Annotated in this window: 13 protein-coding genes and 1 tRNA gene; 8 read left to right on the top strand and 6 right to left on the bottom strand. The window is 69.1% G+C overall.

Going from position 1 to position 13,755, the window contains the following annotated elements; translation table 11 throughout:
• Nucleotides 1-1,107 (top strand): MFS transporter (locus HQ312_RS03350; protein ID WP_222637782.1); only part of this gene is annotated, 1,107 nt, incomplete at its 5' end.
• On the opposite strand, the gene treZ is transcribed toward HQ312_RS03350, so the two are convergent.
• Nucleotides 1,083-2,861 (bottom strand): malto-oligosyltrehalose trehalohydrolase, encoded by a 1,779-nt coding sequence (treZ, locus tag HQ312_RS03345; protein ID WP_222637781.1) that lies wholly within the window; start codon nucleotides 2,859-2,861, stop codon nucleotides 1,083-1,085. The two genes, HQ312_RS03350 and treZ, sit on opposite strands and share 25 nt — an antisense overlap.
• 114 nt (nucleotides 2,862-2,975) lie before the next feature.
• On the opposite strand from treZ, the gene HQ312_RS03340 reads away from it, so the two are divergent.
• The 3 genes from HQ312_RS03340 to HQ312_RS03330 all read left to right on the top strand — a co-directional run bounded on the left by HQ312_RS03340 (nucleotide 2,976) and on the right by HQ312_RS03330 (nucleotide 6,723).
• A complete protein-coding gene (locus HQ312_RS03340) occupies nucleotides 2,976-3,650 on the top strand; it encodes an LON peptidase substrate-binding domain-containing protein (RefSeq protein ID WP_222637780.1) in 675 nt (224 codons plus the stop codon).
• Between the two features lie 110 nt (nucleotides 3,651-3,760).
• Nucleotides 3,761-5,401 carry a phosphoglucomutase (alpha-D-glucose-1,6-bisphosphate-dependent) gene (gene pgm, locus HQ312_RS03335; RefSeq protein ID WP_222637779.1) on the top strand — a complete coding sequence of 547 codons (1,641 nt, stop codon included), beginning with the start codon at nucleotides 3,761-3,763 and terminating at the stop codon, nucleotides 5,399-5,401.
• Nucleotides 5,398-6,723: an MFS transporter gene (locus HQ312_RS03330; RefSeq protein ID WP_081821272.1), complete on the top strand. Its 1,326-nt coding sequence runs from the start codon at nucleotides 5,398-5,400 to the stop codon at nucleotides 6,721-6,723. The genes pgm and HQ312_RS03330 overlap by 4 nt, the downstream gene beginning before the upstream one ends.
• On the opposite strand, the gene HQ312_RS03325 is transcribed toward HQ312_RS03330, so the two are convergent.
• A complete protein-coding gene (locus HQ312_RS03325) occupies nucleotides 6,664-7,416 on the bottom strand; it encodes a VIT1/CCC1 transporter family protein (RefSeq protein WP_373428384.1) in 753 nt (250 codons plus the stop codon). The two genes, HQ312_RS03330 and HQ312_RS03325, sit on opposite strands and share 60 nt — an antisense overlap.
• A 111-nt stretch (nucleotides 7,417-7,527) precedes the next feature.
• Here HQ312_RS03325 and HQ312_RS03320 point away from each other — a divergent pair, with 111 nt between their 5' ends.
• Both HQ312_RS03320 and HQ312_RS03315 read left to right on the top strand, forming a co-directional pair.
• Nucleotides 7,528-8,286 carry a thioredoxin domain-containing protein gene (locus tag HQ312_RS03320; protein WP_222637778.1) on the top strand — a complete coding sequence of 253 codons (759 nt, stop codon included), beginning with the start codon at nucleotides 7,528-7,530 and terminating at the stop codon, nucleotides 8,284-8,286.
• A gap of 93 nt (nucleotides 8,287-8,379) precedes the next feature.
• Nucleotides 8,380-8,452: transfer RNA gene (locus tag HQ312_RS03315), tRNA-Ala, on the top strand.
• An 86-nt stretch (nucleotides 8,453-8,538) separates the two neighbouring features.
• Here HQ312_RS03315 and HQ312_RS03310 read toward each other — a convergent pair.
• Nucleotides 8,539-8,883, bottom strand: coding sequence for an Lsr2 family protein (locus HQ312_RS03310; protein WP_222637777.1), 345 nt, complete (start codon nucleotides 8,881-8,883; stop codon nucleotides 8,539-8,541).
• A 288-nt stretch (nucleotides 8,884-9,171) separates the two neighbouring features.
• Here HQ312_RS03310 and HQ312_RS03305 point away from each other — a divergent pair, with 288 nt between their 5' ends.
• Together HQ312_RS03305 and HQ312_RS03300 are read left to right on the top strand one after the other, a co-directional pair.
• The gene (locus HQ312_RS03305; RefSeq protein ID WP_222637776.1) at nucleotides 9,172-9,972 is read left to right on the top strand and encodes an N-acetylmuramoyl-L-alanine amidase; all 801 of its coding nucleotides are present in this window, start codon (nucleotides 9,172-9,174) and stop codon (nucleotides 9,970-9,972) included.
• A gap of 131 nt (nucleotides 9,973-10,103) precedes the next feature.
• Entirely contained in the window at nucleotides 10,104-11,111 is a 1,008-nt protein-coding gene (locus HQ312_RS03300; RefSeq protein ID WP_222637775.1) for a GTP-binding protein, read from the top strand.
• Here the strand turns inward: HQ312_RS03300 and HQ312_RS03295 are convergent.
• The 3 genes from HQ312_RS03295 to glp are packed head-to-tail and all read right to left on the bottom strand — an operon-like array spanning nucleotide 11,108 to nucleotide 13,742.
• Nucleotides 11,108-11,521 carry a molybdenum cofactor biosynthesis protein MoaE gene (locus HQ312_RS03295; RefSeq protein WP_204868029.1) on the bottom strand — a complete coding sequence of 138 codons (414 nt, stop codon included), beginning with the start codon at nucleotides 11,519-11,521 and terminating at the stop codon, nucleotides 11,108-11,110. The two genes, HQ312_RS03300 and HQ312_RS03295, sit on opposite strands and share 4 nt — an antisense overlap.
• Nucleotides 11,518-12,540, bottom strand: coding sequence for a bifunctional molybdenum cofactor biosynthesis protein MoaC/MoaB (moaCB, locus tag HQ312_RS03290; RefSeq protein ID WP_285185367.1), 1,023 nt, complete (start codon nucleotides 12,538-12,540; stop codon nucleotides 11,518-11,520). Before moaCB ends, HQ312_RS03295 begins: the two co-directional genes overlap by 4 nt.
• Nucleotides 12,537-13,742 (bottom strand): gephyrin-like molybdotransferase Glp, encoded by a 1,206-nt coding sequence (gene glp, locus HQ312_RS03285; protein ID WP_222637774.1) that lies wholly within the window; start codon nucleotides 13,740-13,742, stop codon nucleotides 12,537-12,539. Before glp ends, moaCB begins: the two co-directional genes overlap by 4 nt.
• Between the last annotated feature and the right edge of the window lie 13 nt (nucleotides 13,743-13,755).

The following is a 13,755-nucleotide window of genomic DNA, read 5'->3' as shown; positions in this document are numbered from 1 at the left end:
GCGGGTCCTCTGGTGGGCGGGTGGCTTCTCGAACACTTCTGGTGGGGCTCGGTCTTCCTGATCAACGTGCCGATCATGATCGCGCTGGTCGTCGTGGGTCCGTTCACCATCCCGGAGTCCAAGGATCCGGAACCGGGCCGATTCGACGTACCCAGCGCCGCGCTGTCGATCCTGGCCATCGTTCCCGTCGTGTACGCGATCAAGGAGACCGCCGCTCACGGGCCGCACCCGTCGATGATTCCGGTCGCGCTGGTCGGTCTGGCCGCGGGCACCGTCTTCGTCCGCCGGCAGGGCCGACTCGCCGCTCCGATGATCGACCTGACGCTGTTCGCGCAGCGTCGCTTCTCGACGGCCGTCGCGACGAACCTGCTGTCCGTCTTCGCGCTCGCGGGAGTGCTGTTCTTCGGCTCGCAGTACCTGCAGTCGGTTCTCGGCACGTCGCCTCTGGAGGCCGGTCTGATCATGCTGCCGGGAACGGCGACGAGCATCGTCGCGTCGCTCGCCGCCGCACATCTCGTACGCCGCTGGGAGGCGGGCACCGTTCTCGCCGTGGGACTCGGGGTCTCCGCGGCGGGGGCACTGCTCCTGACACGTCTCGGTCAGACCGACGGCATCGCCGTGTTCATGGCGTCGTTCGTCCTGGTCGGTGTCGGCGCGGGCCTCGCGCTGACGCTGACGTCGGATCTGGTGGTCGCCTCGGTTCCCGCGCCGCGCGCCGGCGCAGCGTCCGCGATCTCCGAGACGGCGTACGAACTCGGGATCGCCCTCGGCGTCGCGTTGCTCGGTTCGGTGGTGATGGCCGTGTTCCGTGGCGGTATCGACACGTCGGCGCTCGACCCGGACACCGCGTCGGGTGCCCGCGAGACCATCGGCGAGGCGGTCTCGCTCGCACGGACGCTACCGGCGGATCTCGGTGACGCTCTGACCAGTTCGGCCGGCGCCGCCTTCGTCGACGGGATGCACGTCGCGGCGGTGGCCACCGCGATCGTGCTCGCCGCCAACGCTCTCCTCGTGGCTCTGGCTCTGCGTGGCTCGGACGCCGGCGACGCGCGGCCCGAGCCGGAGAGTCACTCCAGCGGAACTCACTCCAGCACGACGAAGGAGTGACCCGGAACGGTCGTCGCGGACGCGGTCGCGTTCGGCGTCGGCTCGTCCCACCACAGCAGCGGTGAGCCGCCCACCGGCACGGTCACCGGCGAGTCGGTGAGGTTGCACGCGATGCTCAGACCACGGCCCGCGGTGGGGTGCGCCCGGTGGATCACGATCCATCGGGCGTCCTCGTCGTAGTCGACGTGCACGCCGGTCAACCACGGGTTCGTGATCTCGGTGCGCTGGGCGCGCAACGCCAGAAGTGCTCGGTAGCAGTCGAGTACGCGGGCGTGATCACCCTCGGTGACCTCGTCCCAGTTCAGCTTCGAGTTCTCGAACGTCGCGGGATCCTGCGGGTCGGGGATGTCCTCGCTGTCCCACCCGTGGGACGCGAACTCGGCCTTGCGGCCCTTCGCGGTGGCCTCACCCAGCTCGGGTTCGGGATGGGAGGTGAAGAACTGGAACGGGGTGGAGGCGTCGAACTCCTCACCCATGAAGAGCATCGGGGTGAAGGGGGACAACAGGATCAGCGCCGCCTTGACCGCCAGCTGCCCCGGCGTGAGTGAGAAGCCGGGACGATCGCCGATTGCGCGGTTGCCCACCTGATCGTGCGTCGTGGTGTACGCGACGAGCGAGCTCGCCGGGAGCACCCGTCGGTCCAGGGGTCGACCGTGCACGCGGCCACGGAAGGTCGAATACGTCCCGGCGTGGAAGAAGCCCTGCGTGATGGTGGTCGCGAGGCACTGCATCGAGCCGAAGTCACCGAAGTAGCCCTGACGTTCGCCGGACACCGCTGCGTGCACGGCATGGTGGACGTCGTCGTCCCACTGGGCAGTGAGGCCGTAGCCGCCGCCCGCTCGGGGAGTGATGAGCGTCGGGTCGTTGAGGTCACTCTCCGCGACCAGGCTCAGGGGTCGACCGACGTGCGCCGACAGGGCCTCGGTCTCCACGGCGAGCTGCTCGAGGATGTGGGTGGCCGTGGTGTCGGCCAGGGCGTGCACCGCATCGAGACGGAGCGCGTCCACGTGGAACTGCTCGAACCACCGCAGTGCGTTGTCGATGATGTAGCGCCGCACCGTGTCCGACTCCGCGCCGGCCACGTTGACCGTCTGTCCCCAGGAGTTCGCACCCTCGGACATGTACGGGCCGAACTTCTCGAGGTAGTTGCCCGACGGACCCAGGTGGTTGTAGACCACGTCGAGCGTGACGGCCAGCCCCCGGGCGTGGCAGGCGTCGACGAACCGCTGGAAACCTTCCGGACCGCCGTAGCCTTCGTGGACGGTGTACCAGAGGACGCCGTCGTAGCCCCAGTTGTGTGTCCCGTTGAAACCGTTGACGGGCATGACCTCCACGAACGTCACGCCGAGGTCGACGAGGTGATCGAGTCGGTCGATCGCCGAGTCGAACGTCCCCTCCGCGGTGAAGGTGCCGATGTGCAGTTCGTACAGCACGCCGCCCGCCAGCGGGCGACCCGTCCACGCGTCGTCGGTCCACGCGAAGGTGTCCGCGGAGTACAGCGCCGACGCCTCGTGCACGCCGTCCGGCTGCCGCGGCGAGCGCGGATCCGGGATCACCGCATCGTCGTCGTCCAGGACGAAGCCGTACCGGGCACCGTCGGCGGCGGGCACCTCGGCGCTCCACCACCCGTCCTTCTCGGTCATCGGGTGCAGGTCGCCTTCGAGGTGCAGTCGGACCCGCTCGGGTGTGGGTGCCCAGACCGCGAACGTCCGGGGTCCAGTGGTGCGGGAAGCGGCGCGAACCGGAGTGCTCATGGACGCATCCTTACCCAGTAGCCGGGCCACCGACACCGGACCGGCGGGGGAGTTGCACCACACCCGGGTCGTCGGGTTCTGTCGCGGTGGTCGCGGTGAGTGCATGCTGGTGGTGTGGACGACGACATGCACGCCCGGTCCGACGACATCTACGAGCTCCCGATGTTCCCGCTCGGCTCGGTGGTACTTCCGGGGGACGACGTGCCGTTGCACGTGTTCGAGCCCCGCTACCGCGCGATGGTGCAGCACTGCCTGGACACCGAGTCGCACTTCGGGGTGGCGCTCATCGAGCGAGGCCACGAGGTCGGCGGCGGGGACGTGCGCGGCGTGGCCGCAGTGTCGACCCGGATCGACCGCGCCCTCCCCACACCGGACGGGCGCTTCGTGCTCGAGTGCCGCGGAGTCGACCGGATCCGCGTGCTGGAGTGGCTGCCGGACGATCCGTACCCGCGGGCGCGTGTCACCGCCTGGCCCGATCTCCCGGCGGGCGACGAGTCGCTGGACGAGGTGTACGACCTCGTGCAGGAGCGCACCGACCGGCTGTTCGAGATCCTGACCGGCATCGCACGCTCGCGTGATCTGCCCACACCCGAGGCGCCGCGTGTCGACGCGGACGGAACGCGCTCCGGCGCCGAGGTCTGGGAGTTCGCGTCGTCCCTGCCGCTCGGCTCGTCCGATCGCGCGAAGGTGCTCGCGGCAGAAACGGTCGGACGACGACTCCACGTCCTCGCGACCGCTCTCGAGGACGTCATCGCGATCGCCGAGTTCTCCGCGCTGCCCGATCTCTGACCGTCCGACGACGCGGTCGGGGTCTCGATCCGACAGTCGTGGTCCGCGGTCGTTGCTCGCCCACTAGGGTTCTCGGGGCGGGGGTACGCAATCGACACAGGAGGACCCGAGTGGCTCACGAGCGAGCGGGACAACGGGCACAGGCATCGGATCTGGTCGATCTGTCGCATCTGGTGACGGCCTACTACAGCGTGAAGCCGGACGTCGAGAATCCCGATCAGCAGGTGGTCTTCGGTACCTCCGGACATCGTGGATCGTCCCTGGACGGCGCCTTCAACGAAGACCACATCGTGGCCACGACACAGGCCATCGTGGAGTACCGGTCCGCGCAGGGCACCACGGGACCGCTCTTCCTCGGTCGCGACACCCACGCGCTCTCCGAGCCCGCGTGGGTCACCGCCGTGGAAGTTCTCGCCGCCAACGACGTTGCGGTGCTGGTGGATTCGGCAGACCGCTACACGCCCACCCCGGCGGTGAGCCACGCGATCCTGCGTCACAACGCCTCGGGTCCGTCGGCGCTCGCGGACGGCATCGTCGTCACGCCGTCCCACAACCCGCCGCGCGACGGCGGTTTCAAGTACAACCCGCCGAACGGTGGACCCGCCGACAGCGACGCCACCTCCGTGATCGCGGCGCGCGCCAACGAGATCCTGCGCTCCGGTGTGTCGTCCGTGAAGCGCGTGTCCCTGGCGTCGGCACTGGCCGGGTCCGTGCAGAAGTACGACTTCCTCACCACCTACATCGACGATCTCCCGTCCGTCGTCGACATCGATGCCATCCGGTCCGCGGGTGTGCGCATCGGCGCCGATCCGCTGGGCGGTGCGAGCGTCGACTACTGGGCGGCGATCGCCGAGCGGCACCGCCTCGATCTGACCGTGGTCAACCCGCTCGTCGACGCGACATGGCGGTTCATGACCCTGGACACCGACGGCAAGATCCGGATGGACTGCTCGTCGCCCAACGCGATGGCGTCGTTGATCGGCGCCCGGCACGACTACGACGTGTCGACGGGCAACGACGCCGATGCGGACCGGCACGGCATCGTCACCCCCGACGGCGGACTGATGAACCCGAACCACTACCTCGCGGTGGCGATCGACTACCTGTTCTCGCACCGGCCGGGATGGCCCGCCGAGGCGGCGGTCGGCAAGACCCTCGTCAGTTCCTCGATGATCGACCGCGTCGTGGCCTCGCTCGGTCGCACCCTGCTCGAGGTGCCCGTGGGGTTCAAGTGGTTCGTGCCCGGTCTCGTCTCCGGTGAGATCGGGTTCGGCGGCGAGGAGAGCGCCGGCGCCTCGTTCCTGCGGACGGACGGATCCGTCTGGACCACCGACAAGGACGGCATCATCCTGGCCCTGCTCGCCTCCGAGATCACCGCGGTGACCGGGAAGACACCGTCGACCCGCTACCGGGAGCTCACCGAGCAGTTCGGTGACCCGTCCTACGCACGCACCGATGCGCCCGCGACGCGCGAGCAGAAGGCCGTGTTGGCGAAGCTGTCGGCGGAGCAGGTCACCGCGACCACCCTGGCGGGGGAGGACATCACCGCCACGCTCACCTCGGCTCCCGGCAACGGGGCGGCTCTGGGCGGACTCAAGGTCACCACGGACAGCGCCTGGTTCGCCGCTCGGCCGTCGGGTACGGAGGACGTCTACAAGATCTACGCCGAGTCCTTCCGCGGTGCGGATCACCTCGCCGAGGTGCAGAGCGCCGCACGCGATCTCGTGTCGTCCGTCCTGACCGGGGAGTGAGCGCCGCAGCAGGGGCCGGTGCCGGGACGCGGGGGACCGCCCCCGATCCCACCCGCGACATCTGGATCCTCGTCTCGGCCGCGTTCGTCATCGCACTCGGCTTCGGCATCGTCGCGCCCGCGCTCCCGGGGTTCGCGCTCGCCTTCGGGGTCGACGAGTTCGCGGTCACCGTCATCATCAGTGCCTTCGCGGCGACACGGCTGATCTTCGCGCCCGCCAGCGGATCGCTCGTGCAGCGCATCGGCGAGCGCCGGGTCTACCTCACCGGTCTCGTCGTCGTCGCGGTGTCGACCGGGTTGTGCGCACTGGCCCAGACATACTGGCAACTCCTCCTCTTCCGGTCGCTCGGCGGTATCGGGTCCACCATGTTCACCGTGTCCGCGCTGGGACTGCTCATCCGGATCGCCCCGCCCGATCGCCGCGGGCGCGTCTCCGGCATGTACGCGTCGAGCTTCCTGGCCGGCACAGTCCTGGGCCCGTTCGTGGGCGGCATCGTGCTCGGTGTCGGAGGTCTGCGGGCGCCGTTCGTCTTCTACGCCGTGACGCTGGTCGCGGCCGCCGCCGTCGTCGCGGTGGGCCTACGAACACCCGCCGCGACCACGGAGGCCGATCGGGACGCGGCGGTCGTGCTGCGGTTCGCCGACGCCCTGCGCTCCCCGACGTACCGGTCGGCCCTGCTGTCCAACTTCGCCAACGGATGGGCGGTGTTCGGCGTGCGCACGGCCATCGTGCCGCTGTTCGTCGTCGCCGCGCTCGGACGCAGCGATTCCATGGCCGCCGTGGCCCTCGCGGTGTTCGCGGTGGGCAACGCGGTGGTGTTGGTGCCGGCGGGGCGATGGTCCGATCGGTACGGGCGCAAGCCGTTCCTCGTCGCCGGGCTCCTGCTGTGCGGCGCATCGACCGCGACCATGGGCATCTCGGGATCGACGGAGGTGTTCCTCGTGATCACCTTCGTCGCCGGGCTCGGGTCCGGGCTGATCACGCCGACCCAGCAGGCGGCGGTGGCCGACATGATCGGCTCGCGCGCCCGTGGAGGCCCCGTCCTCGCCGCATTCCAGATGGCCATGGACGTGGGCTCGGTCATCGGGCCGCTGGTCGCCGGTGTACTCGTGACGGAACTCTCCTACGCGGCCGCGTTCGGGACCTCGGGTGCCATCCTGCTGATCGCCGCGGTCGGCTGGATGGTGGTACCCGACACGCGGTCCGGGCGGGTGTCGCTGACCGGGAAGCCCAGCGCGGTGACGATCGATCCGGACGGCGACTCAGGCGGTGCCGACACCGATGAGGGATCCGACGGCGTAGGTCGCCGCGACGGCGAGTGAGCCGAACAGTAGTTGGCGGAGCGCTCCGACGACGGTCGACCGCGAGGTGAAGTGCGCGGCGAGCGCGCCCGCGATCATGAGGCCCACGGCGCCGCACGCGAGCCCGAGGGCGAGGACGTCCGATCCCAGCAGGAACGGTATGAGCGGAATGATCGCGCCGATCGAGAACAGGACGAAGGACGATCCGGCCGCCACCCACGGTGACGGCTTCTCGGTGGGGTCGACACCCAACTCCCGCGAGATGTGCAGATCCACGGCACGATCGGCGTCCGTGTGGATCTCGCGCGCGGCGACCGTGGCCGTCTCGGTCGACATGCCCATGTCGGTGAGCATGCCCACCAACTCCGCCTGTTCGGCCTCCGGGTACTTCGTGAACGCGGCGCGCTCGGTGGTCACCTCGGCATCGATCTGCTCGTTCTGGGTGGACACGGACGTGAACTCGCCGAGTGCCATCGAGAACGCTCCCGCGACGAGGCCGGCGATGCCGCTGAGGACCAGCGTGTGCGTCGAGACGCCCGCACCGCCGACACCCGCGATGAGCGAGGTGTTGGTCACCAGTCCGTCCATGGCCCCGAACGTGGCGGCCCGGAGCCAGCCTCCCGAGACGTCGGCGTGTGTGTGATCGATGTCGTGGGGCAGGCCGGGCCCTCCCTCGACGGGCACGGCGGACGCCTGCGGATCACGGGGCTCGATGTGGGTCACGGGGCGAATGTACGCGCGCCGGAACGTCTCTACCAGCAAGCATTGGCATACCTGACATCCAGTTCTCAGCACACTGTCAGTCGCGCGTGACACAGTATTCGCGTGAATGCCTCGAAATCGTCGTCATCGAAATCGTCGAGCAAGTACACGCCACAGAAGTCGTCGAGCACGTCGACCTATGTTCTGGGCGGTCTCGCTCTCCTGGTCATCGCGGCCGTCGTCATCGGCGGAGTGTTGTGGCAGAACTCCCGCAGCCAGCCGCGCGCCGACGGATACGGGTCCGTGCAGAATGCGGCGGTCACCTCCTCGGTCGACGACGACGGCGTGGTGCGGCTGGGTCTCCCGGAGGCGACACGCACGGTCGACTTCTACGAGGACGCGATGTGCCCGTACTGCGCCGAGTTGGAGAACACCTACGGCCAGGAACTCGCGCAGAAGATCGACGAGGGCACCATCGCGGTGCGCTATCACATGCTCGACTTCCTGAATCAGTTGTCGCCCAGCGGTGACTACAGCACCCGTGCGGCCGCCGCATCGCAGTGCGTCGCCGCCACGGGCGACGGGCCCGCCTACTCAGCATTCCACTCGGCCCTGTTCTCGCCGGACTTCCAGCCGGAGGAGAAGGGCAGCGCGGACCACACCGCCGACGAGCTCGCCGCCCGCGCCACGGAGGCGGGAGCCTCCGACGAGGCGGCACAGTGCATCACCGACGGAACGCGAGTGGCGGACGCCGCCACCGACGCTGCGACGGGAAGCGCGGCGCTCGCAGCTGCCGGCGCGCGAGGCACTCCCACCGTCATCGTGGACGGCGCGATCGTCGACACCACCACCAACTCCGCCTGGGTGTCCGATCTCGGCTGACGCTGATTTGGACCTCGTCGAACCGATGGTGTAACTTCGGTCGAGCGTTCTTCGAGCGGTGCGAAACACTCTTTCTCACGGTCAGAAGAGCACGGGGCTATGGCGCAGCTGGTAGCGCACCACACTGGCAGTGTGGGGGTCAGGGGTTCGAGTCCCCTTAGCTCCACCGGAGTAACGGCTCCACCGAAGTAGGCGGACACGCGAAAGGCCCCGTACCGGTCAGGTACGGGGCCTTTCGCGTGTGATGTGGTGTCAGTGCGCTGCGTCGTACGCGCTCTGCACCTCGGAGGGAATGCGCCCGCGGCTCGACACCGTGAATCCCGCGTCCACGGCCCATTCGCGCACGGCCCTGGTCTGTTCGGGACTGCGTCGTCCAGTCGGCTTCGTGCTGCGTCGTCCGCTGTGCGTTCCGGCCGACACCTTCGCCGCGTGCTCGATGTAATAACCCAGAACACGTCGGAACTCGGCGGCATTGTCGGGCCCGAGGTCGATCTCGTAGTGCGTGCCGTCGACCGCGAACGTGATGTGTTCGCCGTCGTCCTCGAGAGGTGTTCTGTCGATGTCGTCGACCAGCTGAACAACGACCTTCTTCGCCATGTCTTCTGCTTTCGTCGCTGAGCTCGGTTAATCACGCTTTGCCGAGACCATACCGTGTGAACCGCCCTTCCAATTCGGTCGGGGGCGCCGCGATACACGTCATTTTCTCGGGGCGCGGAGCCATTGTGCACGGATATCGCGATTCACGCTGTCCGGACTCGCGAACGGTCACGACGGGGTCACGGACGGCTACCGATCATCACACGTTCAACCAATTCGCCGTGCCATTCTTGGAAATCGCGAGAACATCGTGTCGGCGCACGTGCGCCGAGGTGGGAAGTGGGGCGTATGCGATCGTCGGTTGCACGACACTGTGGTGTCTCGATCCTCGCGGTCGCACTGGTCTCCGTGGCGGTCCCGCCGGGGGCCGCTGCGATCCCGGTGACACCGGACGCACCGCTCGCGGGCACCGTGATCTTCCTCGATCCCGGACACCAGGGAACGGGCCACGAGGAGAACCTCGCAGCGCAGGTGGACGACGGCCGGGGCGGTACGAAGGACTGCCAGACGAGCGGGATGACGGCGCTCGGCGGAACGCCGGAACACACCATCGTCTGGGACGTGTCGCAACTGGTGGCCTCGCGCCTCGAGAGTCTGGGTGCCGAGATCGTGCTGAGTCGGCCGGACGACACGGGATGGGGTGGGTGCATCACCGACCGTGCGCGGGCGGCGAGTGCATCGGGCGCCGCGGTGGCGGTGAGTGTTCACGCCGACTCCACCTCACTCCGGTCCGACGACGCGCATCACGGATTCCACGTCATCGTCCCGGCGCTGCCGGTGCCGTCCGCCGACGTCGACGAGGTGCAGTCCGGTGAGGGACGGCGTGCATCCACCGCCATGCGGGACGCGTACGAGCGAGCCGGATTCACACCGGCGAACTATGCGGGGGTGGACGGGCTGCAGGTGCGATCCGACGTGGCCGCCCCCGCTCTCACGACCGTCCCCGTCGTCTTCCTCGAGATGGGCAACGGGTCGAACCCGTCGGATGCCGCCGAGCTCGAGAGTGCCGAGGGTCGCGCGTCCCATGCGGCGGCGATCGCGACCGGGATCGTCGATTTCGTGGCGGGGAGGCCGGAGGCCGGTCGGTGAGGGCGGGAAGGCCGGAGGCCGGTCGGTGAGGGCGGGAAGGCCGGAGGCCGGTCGGTAGGGGCGGGAAGGCCGGAGGCCGGTCGGTAGGGACGAACAGGTGGGGCCGGAGCCGGCTGACGTACCCTGACGCGGTGTCTCGCAGCGCTGTTCCGGTCGTCCTCGTCGCCGGGTACCTCGGATCCGGTAAGACGACGTTGCTCAACCATCTCCTCCGCCGCAATCACGGCATTCGAATCGGTGTGGTGGTCAACGACTTCGGCGCCGTGGACATCGACTCGATGCTGGTCGCCGGGCAGGTCGACTCGATGATCACCCTGGGCAACGGCTGTCTGTGTTGCGCCGTCGACACCGAGGATCTCGACGAGATGTTCGGAGCCCTCACCGCGACCAGTGCCGCCGTCGACGCGATCGTCGTCGAGGCCAGCGGTGTGGCGGAGCCACGTGCTCTCATCAGGATGGTCGTCGCGAGCACCGACTCGCGGATCCGGTACGGCGGCATGGTGATGGTCGTGGACGCCCTGCACGTGCTCGAGTCGACGGCCCGGCACCAGCACCTCGCTCAGCATCTCGGTCTCGCCGACCTGGTGGTGGTGAACAAAGCGGATGCGGTGGGACCCGGACGCATCGACGAGGTGCTCACGCTGGTGCGCGACGCGGCTCCCGCTGCCCCGACGGTGGTGACGTCGCACGGAGCCGTGGACGTGTCGCTCCTTCTCGATCCGCCGGAGCGCCCCGACGACGGGCCCCGGCAACTCGCCCTCGACGATCTGTTGCGGGAGCAGGACGATCCCCACGACCACCTGCACGCGAGTTACGAGACGTTCAGCGTCGAGACCAGCGACTGCCTCGATCCGCGGGCGTTCTTCGAGTTCCTCGAGAACCCGCCGCCGGGGCTGTACAGATCCAAGGGATTCGTTCGATTCGGCCGTGGCGCGGCGCGATTCGTCGTCCAGACGGTCGGCGTCCACATCGACGTCGAGACCGCCTCGTCCCGTGGAGACACCGCGCTGGTCTTCATAGGCTCGGGACTCGACGTCGCGGCGGCGCGTGCCCGGATCGAGGCGATGATCCGCACCGAGAGTGCGACCGACGCAGAATCACTCGTGGTGCACAGGTTCCTGCGCACCAGCGACCGCTAGAGCCCCACCCACTCGCTGGTGCCGCCGGGGAACTGCTGGCGCTTCCAGATCGGCACCTCGGTCTTGATGCGATCGACCAACGCCTGCAACGCTGCGAATGCTTCGGCGCGATGGGGAGACGCGACCGCGGCGACGAGAGCGGTGTCACCGATCGTCAGGTCGCCGACGCGATGCACGGCCGCCGTCGGCAGGCCGGACGACGCGGCCGCGTCCTCGCAGCAGCGACGCAGGAACTTCTCGGCGTCGGGGTGGGCTCGGTACTCGAGTGCCGACACCGACTCGCCGTGGTCGTGGTCGCGGACGACTCCCCAGAACACCAGCACGGCACCGTGTTCGGGACCCGAGACGGCGTCGGAGACCTCCGCCGGATCGATCGGATCGCTCGAGATCCGGGCGAGAACCGTTGTCATTCGTGAGCACCGCCTCCGCGTACCTGGGCGACGAGATGGTCCACGATCGGATCCAGCACCGTCAGTCCGTCCTTCACTCCGCCGGGTGATCCGGGCAGGTTCACGATCACTGTCTTCCCAGCGACGCCCACCAACCCGCGGCTGATCGAGGCGTGCACGGTGGCTGCCAGTCCCGTACGTCGGATCTCCTCCGCGACGCCGGGTAGTTCGCGGTCGAGCAGTGGCCGGGTGGCGTCGGGTGTGGCGTCGGTGGGGGAGACGCCCGTGCCGCCGGTGCTGATGATCAGGGCGGGTCCGCCGGTGAGGGCGTCTCGTAAGCCCGCGGCCACGTCGGCGTCTGCCACGACGAGAGGCCCCCGAACGTCGAAACCGCGGTCACCGAGCCACGACACGATGCGCGGTCCCGTGGTGTCCTCGCGCGTCCCGGCTGCGCCGCCGGTGGACGCGACGACGACGACCGCAGTTCGATCGCCGAGAGGCGTTGCTGTGGAGGAGGTGTCGGGCTGGTGGTCGTCGCGCGTCCACACGCCGCGCTTGCCACCCTCCTTGCGGATCAGACGCACCGACTCGATCGACGCTGCCGGATCCACGGCCTTGACCATGTCGTGCAGCGTGAGCCCGGCGATGGACACCGCCGTCAGTGCTTCCATCTCGACGCCCGTCCGCCCGGTCGTGACGGCTGTAGCCTCTATCGTGATCGTGTCGTCGGTGAAGCCGAAGGACACCGCGACCGAGGACAGCGGAAGCGGATGGCACAGCGGAATGAGATCGGACGTCCGCTTCGCTCCGGCGATGCCGGCGATGCGTGCGGTCGACAGGACATCGGCCTTCGGCATGCCGTCGGCACGCACCAGGGCGATCACGTCCCGAGTCGTCCGTAGGGACCCGGCGGCGACCGCGGTGCGCGTGGTCTCGCTCTTCCCGCTGACGTCGACCATGCGGGCCCGGCCGTCGGAGTCCAGGTGCGAGAGCCCTGTGGAGGAACTCCCGGATGAGTGCGCAGCGGATGAATCGTTCACAGCGGCCACACTCGCACACTGTTGCCCGCGGGCACCTCGACGGTGTCCGCGGGGACGTCGACCAGGACATCCGCGGCGGCCATCGACACCACCAGGTGCGACCCCGGTCCGGACGACACCACGACGCCGGTCTCCGTGAGTCGGCCCCGCAGGAACTGACGCCGTCCGGGCAGGGATCGGACTGCCTCGTCGGCGATGCGCTCGGTGACGGTCGCGTCGGGGAGGCCCGAGAGCCTCCGGATCGCTGGACGGGCGAAGACGAGGTAGGACACCAGGGTGCTCACGGGATTGCCGGGGAAGCTGATCACCGGGGTGCCGTCGAGGTCGGTCCACCCCTGCGGCCCACCGGGCTGCATCGCGACGTGGGTGAAGGTTCCCCCGCGGGGGCCGAGCACGTCCCGGACCACCTCGAAGTCGCCCATCGACACACCCCCCGAGGTGATGATCACGTCCGCGTTCTCGGCGGCCTCGGACAGCATCGCGGAGAACTCGTCGGCGGTGTCGGTACTGCGGCCGCGGAACGTCACCACGGCGCCGTCCGCGGTCACCGAGGTCGCGAGCGTGAGACCGTTCGAGTCGTACAGCTGACCGGGTCCGAGTGCACTGCCCGCCTCGACGAGTTCGGCGCCGGTCGCGATGACCGCGACCCGCAGCCGGGGGCGGACGGTGACGTCGGATCGGCCGACGGCCGTGAGAGCGCCGAGGTGACGGGGGCCGAGCGTCGTGCCGGCCGGGACGACGACCGACCCCGCCGCGATGTCGCTGCCCTGCTCCCGCACGTACTCACCCGAGCGCCGTGAGCCGAGGATGCGGACACCGTCCCCGTCCATCTCGGTGTCCTCGACGGGGATCACCGCGTCGGCGCCCTCGGGTACCGGAGCGCCGGTCATGATCTTGCGTGCCGTGCCCGACCGATGCAGTTCGTCCCCGGCATCGCCGGCGGCGAGAACGCCGGTGACCGGCAGTGTGACCGGTACGCGGGCAACCGATTCCGCGTCGACCGCGTATCCGTCCATCTGGGAGTTCCGGAAGTTGGGGACGTCGATGAGGGCCTCGATGTCCGCGTGCGTCACGCGGCCGAGCGCATCGGTGAGCGGAACCGTCTCCGGGGGGCGAGCGGACCACGCGCGGGTGATCATCTCGTCGATCCGAACGGCGTGATCCTCGACCGAGCGTGCCGACCTCGTGTGCGCATGGCCCATGCGGTCATCCTAG

Origin of the sequence: Rhodococcus sp. BP-316, from assembly GCF_019836105.1 — a bacterium.
In the GTDB taxonomy this organism is placed as follows: domain Bacteria; phylum Actinomycetota; class Actinomycetes; order Mycobacteriales; family Mycobacteriaceae; genus Rhodococcoides.
This window is presented reverse-complemented; position numbering and strand designations above follow the sequence as displayed.

Bases quoted from the DNA above. Each gene is read 5' to 3' on its own strand.
- treZ (WP_222637781.1), bottom strand. From the start codon at position 2,861: ATGAGCACTCCGGTTCGCGCCGCTTCCCGCACCACTGGACCCCGGACG.
- HQ312_RS03310 (WP_222637777.1), bottom strand. From the start codon at position 8,883: ATGGCGAAGAAGGTCGTTGTTCAGCTGGTCGACGACATCGACAGAACA.
- HQ312_RS03305 (WP_222637776.1), top strand. From the start codon at position 9,172: ATGCGATCGTCGGTTGCACGACACTGTGGTGTCTCGATCCTCGCGGTC.
- HQ312_RS03295 (WP_204868029.1), bottom strand. From the start codon at position 11,521: ATGACAACGGTTCTCGCCCGGATCTCGAGCGATCCGATCGATCCGGCG.
- glp (WP_222637774.1), bottom strand. From the start codon at position 13,742: ATGGGCCATGCGCACACGAGGTCGGCACGCTCGGTCGAGGATCACGCC.